19 protein-coding genes, 1 pseudogene and 1 CRISPR repeat array are annotated in these 17,819 nt (G+C 41.5%); of the genes and pseudogenes, 13 read left to right on the top strand and 7 right to left on the bottom strand.

Annotated elements, in window-relative coordinates:
• Window positions 1-2: 2 nt before the first annotated feature.
• Window positions 3-632 (bottom strand): Uma2 family endonuclease, encoded by a 630-nt coding sequence (locus V7L31_RS13585; protein WP_334696707.1) that lies wholly within the window; start codon window positions 630-632, stop codon window positions 3-5.
• 125 nt (window positions 633-757) lie between these two features.
• Between V7L31_RS13585 and V7L31_RS13580 the strand changes: the two genes are divergently transcribed.
• Together V7L31_RS13580 and cas3 are read left to right on the top strand one after the other, a co-directional pair.
• A complete protein-coding gene (locus tag V7L31_RS13580; protein ID WP_334696706.1) occupies window positions 758-1,384 on the top strand; it encodes a DEAD/DEAH box helicase in 627 nt (208 codons plus the stop codon).
• A complete protein-coding gene (gene cas3 / locus V7L31_RS13575) occupies window positions 1,365-3,413 on the top strand; it encodes a CRISPR-associated helicase Cas3' (RefSeq protein WP_334696705.1) in 2,049 nt (682 codons plus the stop codon). The genes V7L31_RS13580 and cas3 overlap by 20 nt, the downstream gene beginning before the upstream one ends.
• Before the next feature lie 3 nt (window positions 3,414-3,416).
• Here cas3 and V7L31_RS13570 read toward each other — a convergent pair whose 3' ends face one another.
• On the bottom strand, window positions 3,417-3,548 hold the full coding sequence (locus tag V7L31_RS13570; RefSeq protein WP_334696704.1) for a hypothetical protein: 132 nt from the start codon (window positions 3,546-3,548) through the stop codon (window positions 3,417-3,419).
• Window positions 3,549-3,619: 71 nt separating this feature from the next.
• On the opposite strand from V7L31_RS13570, the gene V7L31_RS13565 reads away from it, so the two are divergent.
• The 8 genes from V7L31_RS13565 to V7L31_RS13530 all read left to right on the top strand — a co-directional run bounded on the left by V7L31_RS13565 (window position 3,620) and on the right by V7L31_RS13530 (window position 12,078).
• Window positions 3,620-5,455: a hypothetical protein gene (locus tag V7L31_RS13565; protein WP_334696703.1), complete on the top strand. Its 1,836-nt coding sequence runs from the start codon at window positions 3,620-3,622 to the stop codon at window positions 5,453-5,455.
• Window positions 5,448-6,410 (top strand): DevR family CRISPR-associated autoregulator, encoded by a 963-nt coding sequence (locus V7L31_RS13560; RefSeq protein ID WP_334696702.1) that lies wholly within the window; start codon window positions 5,448-5,450, stop codon window positions 6,408-6,410. The genes V7L31_RS13565 and V7L31_RS13560 overlap by 8 nt, the downstream gene beginning before the upstream one ends.
• Window positions 6,391-7,158 carry a hypothetical protein gene (locus V7L31_RS13555; RefSeq protein ID WP_334696701.1) on the top strand — a complete coding sequence of 256 codons (768 nt, stop codon included), beginning with the start codon at window positions 6,391-6,393 and terminating at the stop codon, window positions 7,156-7,158. The genes V7L31_RS13560 and V7L31_RS13555 overlap by 20 nt, the downstream gene beginning before the upstream one ends.
• Complete coding sequence (cas6, locus tag V7L31_RS13550) at window positions 7,136-8,161, top strand: CRISPR system precrRNA processing endoribonuclease RAMP protein Cas6 (RefSeq protein WP_334696700.1); 1,026 nt, start codon at window positions 7,136-7,138, stop codon at window positions 8,159-8,161. The genes V7L31_RS13555 and cas6 overlap by 23 nt, the downstream gene beginning before the upstream one ends.
• Before the next feature lie 27 nt (window positions 8,162-8,188).
• On the top strand, window positions 8,189-8,788 hold the full coding sequence (gene cas4, locus V7L31_RS13545) for a CRISPR-associated protein Cas4 (RefSeq protein WP_334696699.1): 600 nt from the start codon (window positions 8,189-8,191) through the stop codon (window positions 8,786-8,788).
• Between the two features lie 60 nt (window positions 8,789-8,848).
• Window positions 8,849-9,826 carry a type I-D CRISPR-associated endonuclease Cas1d gene (gene cas1d, locus V7L31_RS13540; RefSeq protein WP_334696698.1) on the top strand — a complete coding sequence of 326 codons (978 nt, stop codon included), beginning with the start codon at window positions 8,849-8,851 and terminating at the stop codon, window positions 9,824-9,826.
• A 25-nt stretch (window positions 9,827-9,851) separates the two neighbouring features.
• Window positions 9,852-10,145 carry a CRISPR-associated endonuclease Cas2 gene (cas2, locus tag V7L31_RS13535; protein WP_163927040.1) on the top strand — a complete coding sequence of 98 codons (294 nt, stop codon included), beginning with the start codon at window positions 9,852-9,854 and terminating at the stop codon, window positions 10,143-10,145.
• A gap of 219 nt (window positions 10,146-10,364) precedes the next feature.
• A CRISPR array of direct repeats spans window positions 10,365-11,800; the repeat unit is 37 nt; unit sequence GTTTCCAAAACCTATTACCCCGCAAGGGGACTGAAAC.
• Window positions 11,801-11,877: 77 nt separating this feature from the next.
• Window positions 11,878-12,078: an inorganic phosphate transporter gene (locus V7L31_RS13530; protein ID WP_334696720.1), complete on the top strand. Its 201-nt coding sequence runs from the start codon at window positions 11,878-11,880 to the stop codon at window positions 12,076-12,078.
• 355 nt (window positions 12,079-12,433) lie between these two features.
• Here V7L31_RS13530 and V7L31_RS13525 read toward each other — a convergent pair whose 3' ends face one another.
• The gene (locus V7L31_RS13525; protein WP_334696697.1) at window positions 12,434-12,616 is read right to left on the bottom strand and encodes a hypothetical protein; all 183 of its coding nucleotides are present in this window, start codon (window positions 12,614-12,616) and stop codon (window positions 12,434-12,436) included.
• Window positions 12,617-12,694: 78 nt separating this feature from the next.
• Complete coding sequence (locus V7L31_RS13520) at window positions 12,695-13,345, bottom strand: hypothetical protein (protein WP_334696696.1); 651 nt, start codon at window positions 13,343-13,345, stop codon at window positions 12,695-12,697.
• 197 nt (window positions 13,346-13,542) lie between these two features.
• Between V7L31_RS13520 and V7L31_RS13515 the strand changes: the two genes are divergently transcribed.
• Window positions 13,543-13,899, top strand: a complete 357-nt coding sequence (locus V7L31_RS13515; RefSeq protein WP_334696695.1) for a hypothetical protein — start codon at window positions 13,543-13,545, stop codon at window positions 13,897-13,899.
• A 25-nt stretch (window positions 13,900-13,924) separates the two neighbouring features.
• Here the strand turns inward: V7L31_RS13515 and V7L31_RS13510 are convergent.
• Window positions 13,925-14,628 (bottom strand): annotated as a pseudogene (locus tag V7L31_RS13510) (Uma2 family endonuclease).
• 97 nt (window positions 14,629-14,725) lie between these two features.
• Between V7L31_RS13510 and V7L31_RS13505 the strand changes: the two are divergent.
• Window positions 14,726-14,869, top strand: a complete 144-nt coding sequence (locus V7L31_RS13505) for a hypothetical protein (protein WP_334696694.1) — start codon at window positions 14,726-14,728, stop codon at window positions 14,867-14,869.
• Between the two features lie 155 nt (window positions 14,870-15,024).
• Here the strand turns inward: V7L31_RS13505 and V7L31_RS13500 are convergent, their stop codons facing one another.
• Window positions 15,025-15,603 (bottom strand): TetR/AcrR family transcriptional regulator, encoded by a 579-nt coding sequence (locus V7L31_RS13500; protein WP_334696693.1) that lies wholly within the window; start codon window positions 15,601-15,603, stop codon window positions 15,025-15,027.
• Window positions 15,604-15,729: 126 nt separating this feature from the next.
• Between V7L31_RS13500 and V7L31_RS13495 the strand changes: the two genes are divergently transcribed.
• Window positions 15,730-17,070 (top strand): cytochrome P450, encoded by a 1,341-nt coding sequence (locus V7L31_RS13495; protein ID WP_334696692.1) that lies wholly within the window; start codon window positions 15,730-15,732, stop codon window positions 17,068-17,070.
• A 170-nt stretch (window positions 17,071-17,240) separates the two neighbouring features.
• Here V7L31_RS13495 and V7L31_RS13490 read toward each other — a convergent pair whose 3' ends face one another.
• The gene (locus tag V7L31_RS13490; RefSeq protein WP_334696691.1) at window positions 17,241-17,627 is read right to left on the bottom strand and encodes a VOC family protein; all 387 of its coding nucleotides are present in this window, start codon (window positions 17,625-17,627) and stop codon (window positions 17,241-17,243) included.
• Window positions 17,628-17,819: the final 192 nt, after the last annotated feature.

Below are 17,819 nucleotides of genomic sequence, written 5' to 3'. Positions count from 1 at the left end.
ACCTAAACCATCTGTCCCCTTACCCACTCCCTAATCGCTTGTCGGAAAACTCGTCTTCCTACCATACGGTATCTTTCAATTAGTGAGGGAATCTCTTGAATATTCAGATTAGGAAACACTAAACTTGTTTCTCTTTCAAGATATTCCTCACCTTGCAACTGGTAAATTTTGATTTCTCCAGAGTCATAAGACCAAATTTCAGGTACGCCTAACCGTGCATAGATGGGAAAGCGATCTAAAGATTTACTGGTAACATCAATTTCTAAAGCTAAATCTGGAGGTGGGTCTTGATTTAGATCAAACTTGAGTTTACCTCGGATTAGGGCTTCATTTTGAAAATAAAAACAATTATCAGATTCAATTCCAGCCTTTTTTAGTTCTCGCTTCCAGGTGGTTGAGCCATAACACTCATAATCTAGCTCCAAAACTTCAGCTGTATCTTTAATGATGTCACCAATTATTTCTTTATAATATTCGTGTTCTGGTAACGGTGTCATAATCTCTAATGTGCCATCATCATAAGCTACCCTAGCTGAACGGCTTTCACCTAAGTCTACTAATAAATTCTCAAACTTTTGCCAACTGATATTGTAAAGAACCACTCGGTCAGCGCGATGTTCAGTTAGCAGCATAATTCCTCGCAGAATCAGTAAGCAGTTAATGATAATCAGTATTCAGTAAAAACTTAGTATAAGTTTCCAAATTTATAACTGATTACTAACTAATATCAAAATCATCCTAATTCATTTTATCAATTATGATTGATGAATATTTCCAAACCCTCACGACCTACGCCCCGCGCAACTTTCAACGAGAAGTGATCGCCAAACTCTTACAGCCTCAAGATATCCTCCTCCGCGCACCAACAGGATCAGGAAAAACAGAAACAGCGATCGCACCCTTCCTCTTCGCCAAAGCCCTGAATATAGACTTCCCTAATAAACTCATTTACGTTGTCCCCCTGCGAACCCTAGCCAACAGCCTCCGCCAACGTACTGAAATATTAGTTGCGAATTGGGAGAAGGCTTATCCATCATCCCGCTCTCTAGCTGTCACCCTACAAACAGGAGAGAACCCAGAAGACCCCCGCTTTGAAGGTGATATAGTTTTCTGTACAATTGACCAAATGTTGAGCAGCTTCCTGAATATCCCTTACTCAGTCGGTCGTGGTTCTGCCAATGTTAACTCAGGAGCGATTTTTGCCTCATATCTAGTATTTGATGAATTACATCTGCTTGACCCAGACCGCTCTTTCGCTACTGTTTTGAAAGTTTTGCAACAAGTCAAAGGCATTTCCCCATTTTTGCTAATGACCGCGACTTTAACTAATGAGCTTGCAACCCAAATACAGACGTTGGTAAACAATGGAAATTATTCAAGTTGAAGATGCAGATTTACAGTCGATAGAAGGCGATCGCTGTCGTACATTTCAAGCTGTGTCTCATCCTCTTAACGCTTCGGGAATCCTAGACGATATTCGAGCTTATGGGCGTAAACGAGTAATAGTCATCTGTAACACAGTTTCCCAGGCTCAGGGTTTATTTCGGGATTTAGAGGAACTGAACTACGATGAGGGAATATTGCACGTTACATTGTTACATTCGAGATTCCTCCCAGAACATCGGGCCCAAAAAGAAACTGACCTGAAAACTATATTTGCCCAAAACTGGCAAGATGATGGTAATTGCTACATTTTGATTTCTACGCAAGTAATCGAAGCAGGAATCAACATCACCTGCCAAGTCATGCACACTCAACTTTGTCCAATGAACTCGCTTTTACAACGGGCTGGACGTTGCGCTCGGTTTGGTGGTGAGCAAGGAGAAATCTATATTTATCCTACAGTTGAAGTTAACGCAGCTTCTTGTAAAATAGCGATCGCAGATTTAGAACTAGAAGAAGAATCAGCACCTAAAAAGCAAAGCTTTCTGCCATATCCTCAAGAAACCTGTGAACTCACATGGCTTGTGTTGCAGGAACACACCCAATCTGTACAGGCGAATGAAAATGTTGGATTTCGTACTGAAGAACAATGGATAAATCAGGTTCACACTACAGAAGACTTACTACAGCAACAGCGACGACTTAACAACCGGATGAATTTTGAACAACGCTTTGAAGATGCGTTTTTTAGAGGGGATCAATCTGCCGGGAGAGAATTGATTCGGTCAATCGATAGCCGCAGTGTATTTATCTGGGAGGAAGATGGCTTAATTGATATTGAAGAGGAAGTAGTTGATCCCCAAAAACTGCTAAGTTTTTCGCTACCTGTTTCCATGCTATGCAAGGTGTGGCGGGAGTTTCAAAATATGGAATTTGGAGCAGACTGGATTTTTAAGCAGATTGAAAACCCAAAAGGGAAAGCAGAAACGTATAGTCAACCTGTTTGCACTCCAATTAAATCTCGTGAGGCACTGATTGGCAGTATACGGATTTTAGTCAATCCTCGCTATGTTCATTATGACGAACATATTGGCTTATTAATTGGCATTGATGTTTTCGGGAACCACTTTGTTTCTCCTGACAAGTCAAAACGTGTAATCGCCAGTGAGTATCGCTATAACATGGACAATTATGTCGGGCATCTAGTGTTGATGTGGAAATGCTGGCGGGAAGCATTTACAGCAAACCGATTAAAAAATGGAGTGTCCCAAGAAACTACTTATACTAGTGTTCGTGATGAACTGTTAGCAGCTGGTGGACGATTTATCAAAGGTAAAATTTTTCCGCAGACGCAGGAGAAAGAAGCAGAAGCTTTATTTGAAATATTGGTATTTCTAGCTATTTTCACCCATGACCTGGGGAAACTACAAGTGAAATGGCAAGAAGTGATGCAGGGATGGCAAGCGATTGCTCATTCTTCATTCTCTGGCAGAAACCCCGGAAAACATCTATTAGCGCACACTGACTACAGCCCAGAAGACAGACATCAACGAGATGCCCTCAAAGCCTACGAAAAGAAACACAAGCGTCCAAACCATGCTGTTGAAAGTGCTTACTTAGCCCAAGATATTCTCAAGCAAGCGTTAGTACCTCTACTGCAAGATAATTTTTTGGCAGACACAGAGCAAATTAAATACATCTTTCATACAGTAATCATGGCTGCGGGTCGTCACCATTCTGCTTGGGCAGGGGGATGGGATCAAGCAGCAACAGCTAAGATTAAAAGTATAGAGTTGCACCCAGAGGCAAAGCAAGCTATCGCTGATAGTTGGCGGAGTATTCATAGATTTCTGCCACAGCCATTATCCTTAGCAAAAGCAAACTTGGGTAAAGATGTCTACCCGATTAAAAAAGACTTTGATTTAAATAGGTTTTCCCCTGACCAAACTGAATATTTGCAACTTTACTTGCTAATAGTCAGAGCTTTGCGCCTTTGCGATCAGCGTTCAGTACAGCTTCACAATATCTAGCTATCACCGGAATCGACCAGCGAAGTCTTGATTTATCGCCTGTCCCCGCAGGTGTGCCATCACAAGTACAGCAAAGGAAGTATCAGTTTGCTCTAACTCTAACCAATAGGCTTCATATTTGGAAAGGTCTGACATATTGGAATAGGGGTCTTCCAACGGGGTATAGAATCTTTGGAAGTACACAACGCTCATGGGTAAAACGCCAGATGATAGAGCGCCTATTTGTCACTAAAAAATTCGGGACTTATGCCGATACTTTTCTAATGCTAGGTCTGGTGCAGCTTGTGGAATATGCCCTGAAAGCGACTAACCAAAAAACCGACATTCAGCTTGTGGATGAAGGGACACGCTACTGCATCCAGTTGAAGAAAGCTGTCAATTTAGAACCAATAGGTAAACTAAGTTACACAAACCCGTTTCCATCAGTCAAAGGTAAAAAGACAGATATCAGCCAAATATCTCAGGAAACAATTATCTTTGACACAGTAGAACAAAGCGATGCGCGAAAACTCTACCGAGATTATGTATTTCAACAACGGGGCAAAGTTCAATCTAATGAAGATGCACCAGATCCACCCCATCCTAGTACTCAAAATGGTGTAGTCCTAACTTCCATGCGCCATGATCGCAATCATAACGAACTGTGGCAATTGGGTTGGCAGAACAAGGATCACTATGGTGTTTTGCTTGTTACCCTCTTCCAAGTTTTTAGCCAGGAAAATTACTCTAGCTTGAATGGAGAAACTAAGCAGGTTGCGGAGTTATTCAAACAAGCAACTGGTCGCCAGTTGCCTCAACAGGCCAGTGCCGTGAAAGTTTATCTGCCCACATCAGTTCAGGGAGTTAACCGCATCAAGGCAGATAGCAACAAAGTAGATTCTCAAAAAGCAGATTGGCTAAGTTTATGGCTGATTGCGGGAGGATTATTTAGCTTTGGGGTTGCTGAACGGGTCAAGATTGCCGAACGAGTTTATGACTGGCGAGTTGTAGCGTTGGAACCATTAGATATTCAGTTGAGCAAATATCGGGAGGTGTTAGATAAATTACGCAAATATAACCCACCTTCTGGAGGACATGGGATTGCCCGGTTTGATGCAGAGTTGGTGTTGCGGTTTTGTCAACAACTGCTTAGTAGTCACCCATCTCAAGCTGATGCAGAACTAGATGACTTTGACCTATGGCAACCGATTAACCATTTTGTCAGCAATTTTGTAGGCACTCACTTTGGCTCGAAAGGGCAGGTTTATGGTGTCAAAGAAGTTTTTACTTTGGGACTGCCTGGGTGGATTCGACCGGAAAATTCTGAGGAATTGACAGATTATCTGAAGGTTATAAATGAACATCTGTTTGTGATCGGTAGCCTATCGGCGGAAGAGGGACACAGCGAATTGTTGGCTGCATATCGAGATTTTATTACTGGGACAAATCTTCATAGGTTTTTTCGTTTTCAGGCTAGTTACGCCGATTACATAGTTAAACGCTTGGCAGATCCCAAAGCAAAACCTCCCCGTTTATTTTCAATTGCTGGACTGAACACTATGACTAAAAAAGACACAGATTTCACCAAAATTACTACAGACCCCAGCTTTCTCCGCATCGCCAAAGCAATTAATCAAGCAACAGTATATGCAGGGAAGGTGAAAACTCAACAGGGTGTTATAGAACTAGATTGGCAACGCACCTATGGATTGGCACAACGTTTGAGCAGTCAATCTGGCTCCAAGAAGGATTTTTTGAGCGAAATTACTGATTTTCTGGCGAAATACCAAGCAGAAAATTTACGCTTATCGGAACAACTTCTCAAGGAAGGCAAATCCCTAAGACGAGTTTGGACAACCAAAGAAGACCTAGACCGATTAGTTGAATTGGTTGAAAACTATGACACAGTACTGGTTGCTAATTTGTTGATTGCTTATGGGTATGCCCGTTGGACGAAGGCGAAGGAAGTGGATTTGGAAGATGAGAATGCGGATATTAATGATGAGCAAGATTTAAACAACTTGGAAGCAACTGAAAATTTAGGAGAATCCAACAATGACTAAAACACATTTTCCCGTTCATTCAATTTCAGTTAGTGGTACATTGTCCTGGCAACTTCATGCTCTGAATAATGAAGGCAACGAGGGCAATCAATCGCTAACGCGTCGCTACTATATTATTCAGAAAGACATGAGTGAACCTGAATATGTTAATGGAGTTTCCGGGGATATGCTCAAACATATCCAAGCAGAACATCTGCACCGGATTGCAATTCAGGAAGGACTAACACTTTCAGAAGGGGGAAAGCAATTTCATCCTGACCGTATTGGTTATGACTTGGAAAAAGGACTTCCGGTTTTTACGCAGTCAGACACAGATTTAACTGCCAAAACAAACCAAGTACTTCAGCGTTGCACAATCAGCGACTTAGAGGGATTTATGGTGACAGTTAAGGGTGGACAAACTCTAAAACGGGAATCTGTAATTGAGTTTGGGGCCGCTGTCGGTTTACCAACCTTAGTCAAAACCCAGAGCTACTTCCATGCGAAATATGGAACAGATAACCCAACTCCTTACAATGTACAGGTAAGTTCCGGTTTATATGCAACTGTTCTCAATATTGAAGCTTTTCGCATTGGCTACAATCCCCATAATTTTAGCTACAGCATTGATCCGATTGAACGTAAAAAGCGGCTTGATGTTTTACTAAAAAGTGTGCTTTATACCTACCTGCAACCCAATGGTGCAAAGCGCAATACCCATTTACCCCATCCTGATCACTTTGAAGGTGTAATTACTGTTAGCACTCGCCGTTGTCCCGCACCAATGCTCAGTCCCTTATCTGCAAGTTACAGCCGCCAAATTCATAGCTTGGCTGACACCCTAAATAATCTCAATGGTGCAGGTACAATTCACTGCTTTGATTTTGGGACAATTGCCCAGTTCGCCGAACAAATTCAAACCCTAATTGAGCGATCGCAACCTTGGGAGAGTAACAATGCCGAAGCCATCGAATAAATCAAAATCTTCACTCTTCAAACAGGAGCAGGTGAAAGCAAGCTCCAACCAATGGTTAACCGTCACCTATCAGCCCGTTAGCCTATTCTCCCTCAAACGCTCCGATGCAACGAGCATGGCGGCTCGGTCGAATCTAGTGCCAACTCCTTATGCGATCAAGATGGCGTTGCTGAAAGTGTTGTTGGAAAGTCAAGGAAGGCAGCATCAAAGTAATTTTGATCAATGGATTAAAAGCGAATTTACCTGGATTCGAGACTTACAAATTTATATTTGGCCACCAGAGCAATTGGTTGTGAATCGCAACGGCTACAAACTCCGCTACTACGATCAAACTGCTGATAAGGCAGATAAGAGCCGGACGACACTACCTATGCAGGGTGGGTTTGTTTTTCGGGAATGGGTGCATTTACAAGGACATCTACAAATTTGTTGTGGTGGTTGCGATCGCTTGACAGAACTAGAGCAGCTGTTTGCTCAAATTAACTACTTTGGTAAACGAGGCTGTTTTTTTCAATATCTTCCAGAATACAAACAAGAAACTTCCGAACCATTATTTCAACCAAATCTGATAACTGGCTTTACAGCACAGCCAATGGATGATTTAGGTGAAAAAGCTACCTTTAACCGAATCAATCCTTTTTCCACCGATAAAGCACAACTGGACAAAGACCGAGTAATTAAACCTGGCTTTCTACCTTTACGACTTGTTGCTACAAGCGCCCGTTATGATATGTACCAAAGATACTGAAGTCACATTCGCTGGACTTAGCGTAGTTCTCAAACAAGTAGAAACTTCAATCAGCCCCACTCCACTGAACTCTTGGCTATCAGAAACCCAGCTTTTACCAGTTTGGATTCCTTTACGGATTAACGGAGGTGTTACCAAAATTATGCCTGTATTGCCAAGCTCAGTTCTGTATCCAAATCTGATGCAATCTATTTGTCAGCAGATTGCTCAGAATACCTTGGTGGAGTGGTGGCAAAAATCCTATGAACTAACAGGGGTTGAAGTAGATTCCGATGCTTTGCATGTGATTCAAGTTTCTGTTGCATCTGCCGCACCAGGGCAAACATTAGGACGAGCTATCCATGCTCAATGTTTTCAGTGGTTTGCTAATGCCGATACTGCCTTAGCTGAACACTTGCATCAACAAAATACCTTACCGTTAACTGTGGCAATGCAGTATGTTTCTCCACAAAAGATGCAGTTGAGAATAACCTTGTTGAAAAAAGAACTGCTAGCACCTTTACTTTGGGGATTAAGTACCAATCTGGGAGAGTCAATCATGCTGGCAGGCATACCTTGCCAATTGGGGAAATCGATAGATATCTTGCAAGCTAGTAGTTTTGAAAAACTAGTACAGGCAACAACCCAAAGCGTAATTGAGTTGCGCTTTCTTTCACCTACTAGCTTCAAGCAAAATAGAGGAGTGCAGCCTTTCCCCCTACCAGAATTGGTTTTTAACAGTCTATTGCGCCGTTGGAACACATTTGCTCCGTCAGAACTGCAATTTCCCGAAGTCGAGTGGAATGGTTTTGTTTCTGCTTATGACCTCAAAACCCATGCCTTAAAAATGGAAGGTGGAGCAGCAATTGGTGCCCAAGGATGGGTAAAGTATCGATTTTTAGATTCCCAGCAAGCAAGAATAGCCACAATCTTAAGTCATTTTGCAACATTTGCGGGAGTTGGGCGCAAAACAGCGATGGGAATGGGGCAAGTGAGATTGGTTGAATCCCGATTACGGGGCTGAACTAAAAATACACATTCAAACGAAAAGATGAATGAAGATTACTTACCTTTGGCATACCTCAATGCCTGGGAATATTGTCCACGCAGATTTTACCTTGAATATGTCTTGGGCGAAATGTCAGATAACGAGCATATTATCTTGGGTCGTCACATACACCGCAATATCAATGAAGAGGGAACACTTCAAGAAGGAGAGATGCTTATTCATCAGCAACAGTGGGTGTGGAGCGATCGCTTGAAAGTCGCAGGTATCATTGATGCAGTTGAAGAATGCGATGGTCAGCTTGTCCCTGTGGAATATAAAAAAGGGAAGATGGCACAGCACCTTAACGACCATTTTCAACTTTGTGCAGCAGCTTTGTGTATAGAAGAACGTACCGGACGCACCCTTGCTTATGGTGAGATTTTTTATCATACTAACCGCAGAAGACAGACAGTAGCATTTACACCTCAATTACGACAAATGACTGAGCAAGCAATTGTTCTTGCTCAACTTGCATCTCAAACAACTATGCCTACACCGATTGATAACACTAAAAAGTGTCTTTCATGCAGTTTAAAAGAGATTTGTCTGCCTTTTGAAGTTAAACAGTTACGGGGGTCAATGACTTCTGAAACCGAGGATTAATTTCATCGGGAGTAAATTGATTAATAAGTTTTATCCATAAATCACTACCACAACTCTAAAATGTCAGTACTTTACGTAACTCAGGCTGATGCCGTTTTGAGCAAGAATTACGAAGCTTTTAATGTTGCTCTTAAACAATCAGATGGTTCTTGGAAAAAACAGACTGTTGCAGCCCAAACTGTTGAACAAGTTGTATTGATGGGCAATCCTCAAGTCACAGGTGATGCTCTAGTTTATGCTTTGGAATTAGGTATGCCTGTTCACTATCTTTCTAGCTTTGGTAAATATCTGGGTTCCGCACTTCCTGGTTATTCGCGCAATGGTCAATTGCGATTAGCACAATATAAACTATATAGTGATCCCGTCGGACGTTTAGGATTAGTCAAAGCAATTGTGACAGCCAAAATTCATAATCAATATCAGGTTTTGTATCGTCATAATGAGCGAGATAATCCTCTTAAAGAGCATAAAAGTCTTGTTAAAAGCCAAAAAAACATAGATCAAGTCAGAGGAATTGAAGGTCTAGCTGCACGTGAATATTTTGCTTGCTGGCCACGGATGGTTGGAAAGCAATGGACATTTACTGGTCGAAATCGTCGTCCGCCTACTGATCCTGTGAATTCACTTCTCAGTTTTGCTTATGGTTTGTTGCGAGTTCAAGTAACGGCTGCCGTTCATGTTGCTGGGTTAGATCCTTATATTGGTTATTTGCATGAAGTCCATCATGGTCAGCCTGCAATGGTTCTGGATTTAATGGAAGAATTTCGTGCTTTGATTTCTGACAATGTAGTACTAGCTGTATTGCACAAACATGAAATTCAACCTGACGATTTTAACGAAAGTTTGGGTGCATATCGTCTGAAGGATACTGCCAGGAAAACTTTCTTACAGGCATTCGAGCGCAAAATGAATGATGAATTTAAACATCCGGTTTTTGAGTACAGATGCACTTATAGACGAGCCATTGAACTACAAGCGCGGTTACTGTCTCGGCATTTACAGGAAGGGATTCCATATAAAGCTCTATCTTTACGTTAATTATCAATTATCGAAAAATCTGACCATGACTACTCTGTTTTATTTAATAATTTACGATCTGCCTGATAACAAAGCTGCAAATAAACGTCGTACTCGCCTACATAAAATGTTGTCAGGTTACGGAAAATGGACACAATACAGCGTTTTTGAGTGTTTTTTAACAGCAGTACAATTTGCTACTCTCCAAACCAAAATAGAAAAACTGGTTAAGCCTGAAGAGGATTCGGTACGATTGTATATACTTGATGCAGGTGCAATTAAACGAACAATTACATACGGGTCTGAAATTCCTCGACAAGAGGAAACAATAGTCTTATGATTATGTAATCAGCTTGATGTTTGGCAAGTCGAAGCGAGGTCAAAAACCCTGGGGATCTGCCAAAATCGCCAGAACCTTGACAACTAAATAGTTTCACAGTTTCAGTGCGAAGGGAAGTTGCAAATTAGTTGCAATAAGATCGGCTGAAAATGACCTTTTTTTTCGATCCGTCAAAAACCTTCCCAGGAAGCTTGCTCCGTAACAGTTTCAGATGGAGCTGTTTCCAAAACCTATTACCCCGCAAGGGGACTGAAACCTGACAGGTAAAGCAGCTAAACAAAATGCTGATATGTTTCCAAAACCTATTACCCCGCAAGGGGACTGAAACGCTAGTAGTGCCCTGCTTATTGTCGGGAAAACAATATGTTTCCAAAACCTATTACCCCGCAAGGGGACTGAAACCTATTAATGTTAATATTTACACTAAGAATGATTATCTGTTTCCAAAACCTATTACCCCGCAAGGGGACTGAAACGTCAATATCAAGGATTAGATCCGGCTCCCGGATTAGGTTTCCAAAACCTATTACCCCGCAAGGGGACTGAAACATCATTGACAATCTGCCTAATCTTATTTATCATACAAGTTTCCAAAACCTATTACCCCGCAAGGGGACTGAAACTACTCTCTGTAGCCTGTCCCATTGTCATAAGCGTCGTTTCCAAAACCTATTACCCCGCAAGGGGACTGAAACCCACCAATCCACAAAGTACGTCCGCTTGGAAATCCTCGCAAAGTTTCCAAAACCTATTACCCCGCAAGGGGACTGAAACATGCAGTATGCACGTGATCCTAAAAAGTTGAGGTTTAGGTTTCCAAAACCTATTACCCCGCAAGGGGACTGAAACTCTATTACTGTTGGATCTATTTGTATGTCTCCAATTAGGTTTCCAAAACCTATTACCCCGCAAGGGGACTGAAACAAGCAGCTATAGCTCCAGCTACAGAATCAGCTTTGAGTTTCCAAAACCTATTACCCCGCAAGGGGACTGAAACACCCAATAAATGATGCTCCTGGACTCCCAGTGCCAAGTTTCCAAAACCTATTACCCCGCAAGGGGACTGAAACTTTGACCCCAGACGATCGTCTAATATCAAATAAATGTTTCCAAAACCTATTACCCCGCAAGGGGACTGAAACATTTCTACTATGCCTTTTAATTGCATAAAAATATGAGTTTCCAAAACCTATTACCCCGCAAGGGGACTGAAACCTTAACAATTACATCATTGTTAATTTGCTGTCTTGTTGTTTCCAAAACCTATTACCCCGCAAGGGGACTGAAACATGCTAGGGGCGATCGCACTCATCCCCGGTGCAAAGTTTCCAAAACCTATTACCCCGCAAGGGGACTGAAACTTCAAAGAAAGAACTTGAATGCCTGTATTAATAGTTTCCAAAACCTATTACCCCGCAAGGGGACTGAAACTTGAAAAAAGCTAGAATGCAATAACGCAGCAAGCTGCGGTTTCCAAAACCTATTACCCCGCAAGGGGACTGAAACAAACAACCCTCATGGTAGAAAAAAGATCCGAAACCTGGGTTTCCAAAACCTATTACCCCGCAAGGGGACTGAAACAAAGAATCTTGGGCTGATGCGATGGCGATCGCTGTCGGTTTCCAAAACCTATTACCCCGCAAGGGGACTGAAACAAGGAATATTTAGCTGTGCAACCTCTGAAGGCGGGTTTCCAAAACCTATTACCCCGCAGCAAGGGGACTGAAACCAAATCAGATACCATCAGAGCCTCATTGCACTTGGTCTTGGCACAATGATTGGTTGGAAGCGCATCGTAGTAACGGTGGGTGAAAAGATTGGCAAAGACCACCTTACTTACGCTCAAGGAGCTTCCGCCGAGTTAGTAGCTATGACAACTAGGGAGCAATGCGAAAATGTGAGATCGGGGTTTAATTATCAACTACATCGCTAGATTCTCAATAAAACCAGGTTTATTTCGTTGCGATCGCATCCCGAAATACCCTATTCCGTTCTTGGTTTTAGCACCTCACAAAATCGCATTGCTCCCCTTTGACATCCAGTGTCAAGATTTAGCTACTCAAACCGCTACCCTTCCCAATCCACCAGCACCCCATCCACACAAGCAATTCCCCACTGCGGATATTTCGCCAGCAACTTCTTGATCACAATTTGCTTTCGCCGGATCATCATTCCAACACTCAACCAAAAAGTCAAAGCCCGGATTCTCCCCTGAATTTGCTGCAAGTTTCAGTTTTTGCATACGCCCCGGTCGCATATTTGACAAAAGCAACTATCGCCTCATGTGACTATTTTTCAGCACTGGGGACAGGTGCGGCGGAACTTTCACCCTGATCAACTGTTTTCACTTCTCCATCTGAAACTGAATTTTCAGCCATCAACTCAGCAGAGGGGCGACTCGGTTCTATTTTCTGATCTGCGATCAATGTGATTACACAGAGCGCAGTGCCTTCATCCGCAAGAATTACCATACAACCATTATCGAATGGCACCGACTTCAAGCAATAGTTTCAGGTTATCAAGCCGGAGATTCCACTATCACTGATGGTTTATTGATTAGCACTAATAGCAGATTTTAGTTGAAGTTTAATATCTGTACCTTTTTTCAGGGCAACTTCTCCACCAGGGCTAGACAAAACAAAAGCAGCCGCAGCTGCACCACCTGCTAGCCCACCATGCTTGAATTTGGCTTGATTACCAAGAAAGTGACCTGCAATTGTACCACCTAAAATAATCCCTGCATTTGGAATAAATTTACCTTTAGTTTTTGTTTCTAACTTGGTGTTTACTAAAGTTGCATCAATGGGATAAGATGAACCATTTTTAAGCGAAATATCATCAAAAACTAAATGTAAACTTGCTTTTTTTCCTTTAGCAGCTTTGATTACATCTTCCAGGTGTCCTTGTATTTGACCATCTTGAAGAACTTTATTGACTCCGATTGAGGAATTCTTAATTTCTAAAACAAAGCGGTCATTATTTTGGCTTTTACTCGTAAATATCTCTTGCTGAAGAACAGTCTCAAAACTTGTTCCAGCAGGTACAGATATTTGTTGATTATTTGGTTGACTAGATGTGCCTTCTGGGAGCGCAGTTTTATCGTTACTAGAAGTGTTGTCAGTCTGGGTATTAGTTTTATTACAACCTGATGTGCTACTTAATAAAATAACACTCAATAACAATGGCAACAGATTTTTCATAGCGACGGTGTTGATGTAATGAATAATAACAATACAATCTTTTCAGGGTTCTTCGGTTATTTTTATGGAAAACCTGGTCTAAATATTTTCTAAATGGGGGAGTGTTATGTAAATTTAACCATATAATACCTGACGAAAGTTTACAATATAATTACTGAAACTAATCTAGCTACAAAAAACAGGCTTTGGTTCGACCCATGACTGATAATAAACAAGTTGTCTCCCAACTCACTCAACAAAAACCAAGACGTGTTTTGGTTGTAGCCCCTAGTGAACTCACTATCCACCATCATCACAGACAATCCTTTCAGGTACTACCTACTTTAAGCGATTACATTTTCAAAGTCATCGTTAAATTGTCTATTGTCAGCACTATGTTGTTTGGCATCAGTGCATTGGGCTATTGGGCATTAGAAATTGTTGAAGCTAACACAATCCCGGCAATAGAAGACAGATACGATTGGCAAACCCAAAAACATATTTGTTTCGGTTGGATGCTAGTTGCTTTTTCTAGCTTTCTTGGGAGCGCTTCTTTTGGTAACGAGTCCCACTAATCAGTTCCAAGAGAGTTAAGCAGCCTTAAAAATTAATCCGACGATAAATTTCAGTTAGGGGAATTTCCACGTTGTTTAAACTGTGCAGAACAATCGTCCGCTCAAGATGAGAGTGAACTTGCCATAGCCAGCGCTCGTTACTATTACGATCCAAATTATGATATTGCTCAATGTAGGGTTCAGTTTGGCTTACAAGCAGATATTCACAAAAGCTAGCAATCGAGCGATACAGCGCTTCCGGCTATTATGCAATACAGTTTTTCTCCTTGCCCTCTCCTATAAAAGCTTTCAGATTTGAGGATGTACCTCATAGCTGCCGGAAGTGCTGTATTTTCTGAACTTGTCCCCTCGGTCATAAGCTTCAGTCGAGGGTGATAAAACTTCGACAATAAGCATTGGATTCAGAATTTCATCATTGCGATTGCTATTAAACTCTGGTTCACCATTAACAACCATTAAATCGGTATAAGTCCCACACTGATATTCAGGAATCCAAACTCGCAAGTCGCTGTTATACAAACGAAAGTTAGTATCTCTCAGTAAAAACCCTAAGTAAATTAAGAAGTTGCTAGCGATTGCACTATGAGATTCTGACCCTCCCGACATAGTAATAATCTCTCCGTTACGGTATTCATGGCGTTCGGGGTTTGTTTCTTCCATAGCCCGATACTCGTCTAACGTGAGGCGAGTTGTTATTATATCTGGGGGACTGGTTTGAGCAAAGACCACAATCAGACCTCTTAAATAATTAGCTCTAGAACTATTATCAGCAAAGGAAAGAAGAATTGCTATTGAACAGTGGAATGCCACAGCCTCCAAGTGGGGTATGATGTATTCAATCACCTCGTTGCTGATGTGTTTTATTGCCTTTGGGCAAGAATTTATCAAATTCAACAATGGTAAAGAAATACTGGTAGAGACGGCTTGGCGTTGGGAGTGGGAACGAGTACTGGACTACGCTAGTAGTTGAAAGCATTACTTCTGCCAAACCTTCACTGTGCAAACTTGCTCAGGAAATGCGATCGCTAAACACATAAACTTCAACAGAAATCTTGTGTTACAGTCCGTAAAAACCCGTACCTGACAACTAAGCTGATTGACTCTGTTCTACTTGGCATCACCGTGCTACTTGATTAAAAGATGTATTGCACGACGAACATATACTTCCCAAGGCTCAGTCTGAGGTTGAAAAATTTGTGCATAAAGCATAATTCCACTCATTGTATCAAAAACTAAACTAGGATCTAAATCTGCGTCAACTTCATTTCTGACTTTTGCTCGTTCAATTACAACAGCAAAAGCTTGCCGTCGAGGTTGCAGATATTTTGTCCAATAAATTTGAGCAAATTGAGGACTAGTTGAGGCACTACTGATAATCATGGCAACAGTCTGCCGTCCCAAAGGACTAAGCGTAACTTGCGCGGCATTCTCAATCAGAGCATCAATATCATCCCAAAGACTACCAGTGTCAGGGATAATAACTTCTTCTCTAAAACTTTCTATTGCCGATGCAATCAGTTCTTCTTTACCTTTGTAGCGTCGGTAAATAGTGGGTTTACTAACTCCTGCACGGACTGCAATTGCATCAATACTTGTACGTTCATATCCAACTTCTGATAGTAGTTCCAAACTTGCTTGCAGAATGGCTTGATGAGATTGAAGGTTACGAGGTCGTCCTCTCAGATTTTTCGCGGGTTTATTCATGCAATTATCATCTCAAAGCATCAGTATTTAGACAACTTGCGGACAGTTACTGAGTTGACATTCTCTCATGTTTTACGATACGGTATCGTAAATATAATCTCAAATCACTCAAAAGTGAGAAAAAACATGACTAGCTTTTCAACCGGGCGCTCACTCCCATTACCCCCTGGTCGCTTTGGCTTGCCGCTCATTGGCGAATCCATTAGTTATCTGCAAGAGCCAGCACGTTTTATTGGGCAGCGACAAAAGCAATATGGAGCAGTCTTCAAAACCCATCTATTTGGTCGCCCAACGATTGTCTTAATTGGGGCAGATGCCACACGTTTTCTATTCACTAATGAAAGTCAGCGATTTGAGATGACTAATACTACAAGTTTTGAGGTGCTACTAGGAGCCAACTCAATTGGAGTCAAGACAGGTACTGCTCACCAAAAACTTCGTAAACAGTTGTTCCAGTCCTTTGAGCCAAGAGCGTTAGCTGACTATGCCAAAACAATGGAACAGTTGACCCATCGTTATCTGCATAAATGGGAAGAGATGAAAACTTTCACTTGGTATCCTGAACTGAAAAAATACACACTTGATATTGCCTGTAGGTTGTTTATAGGTGTTGATAATGCCGCAAATGAGAACTTGGAAAAAGTTTACGAGGCTTGGAGTAATGGACTATTATCTATTCCGATTCGATTTCCTCTAAGCAAGTTTGCTCGTGCAGTTCGTGCGCGAGAGCAGCTTCTTGTTCAATTTGATCAGTTAATTGTTCAACGTCAAAAACAACCTATTGCCCATCGAGATGTTTTAGGAATTCTATTACTTGCACAAGATGAGGAAGGGAATCATCTGAGTATTGAGGATGTGAAAGATAATGTGTTAGCAATGCTTGTTGCTGGACACGAAACTTTAACTTCAGCATTAACTTCCTTTTGTTTATTGTTAGCTCAACATCCACAGGTGTGGCAAACAGCACGTTTGGAACAAGCGAAAATTGGACACGCACAACTGCTGACACCAGAATGTCTTAAGCAAATGACCTATCTAGAGCTTGTGCTAAAAGAAGTTCTACGAATGCTGCCTCCAGTCGTTCGTAGCGGTTCGCGTAAAGTACTTAAGGAAAGTGAGTTTGCTGGATACCGTATCCCCCAAGGCTGGGACGTGTTTTACCAAATTCAGGAAACTCATCAAGACGAAAATGTTTACGCTCAATCTCAACAATTTGACCCACAACGTTTTGCATCTGAATCCACTCAAGACAAACAAAGGGTTGGAAGCTATATTCCTTTTGGTGGTGGGATTCGAGAATGTTTAGGTAAAGAGTTTGCTCGGTTAGAAATGAAACTGTTTGCCGTATTATTGATTCGTGACTATGAATGGGAGATACTTCCTAGACAAAATCTAGAACGCTTAGTACTACCATTTTCTCGTCCGAGGGATGGTTTGAAAGTCAAGTTTTGGAGGCGCGAAGGCTAACAGTTTGAAATCGTATTCCTAAAGTAGATATTCATCACTTGGAAAAAATTCATTTTGAGCCACAGGCGCGGCGGAACTTTCCCAATATTGTGGGTAATCTATCTGAATAGTTTACCCACTTTCACCAACAAATAATCATAAATTATAATTATGTGTTTTATGATAATTGTCTAAACTTGACTTCCAATTTCAATTAAAATACCGTCTAAATCTCTGACATATCCAACCTTTTGTCCCCAAGGCTTTTGTTTTGGTACAACTAAACTAATTGCACCAGCCTCAACAGCACGATTGAAAGCTGCATCAACATCATCTGTTGTAAAGGCAATTTCGATTCCAGCAGGTTGAGCAGATAAGCTGTTTTCTTGAAATCCGTTAATTAGATTTGAGCTAGCTAGTTCATTGGAGGCAAACGCAAGTTTTGTTGAGCCTGTCTGCATCTGTGCATACTGTCCACTTTCGTGAATAAAATGTTGGTGTAACCCAAATGCTTTTTCGTAAAAAGCAACCGACTGGGTAACATCCTTTACGTAAAGAATAGTGTAAGAAAATTCCATTGTTTTTATGGTTCTAAGCAAGAATCACTGAGGACAAATTAGTACATTTGCTCTATTTAGTCAAGCATCAGTACTTCCTTGACATCAAGTATCAAGATTTAGCTACTCAAACCGCTACCCTTCCCAATCCACCAACACCCCATCAACAATCGCAACCCCCCACTGCGGATACTTTGCCAGCAACTTCTTGAT

This window comes from Nostoc sp. (assembly GCF_036916655.1).
Taxonomy (GTDB): domain Bacteria; phylum Cyanobacteriota; class Cyanobacteriia; order Cyanobacteriales; family Nostocaceae; genus Nostoc.
Note: the sequence above shows the minus strand (reverse complement) of the source record. Positions and strands in the feature narration are given on the sequence as shown.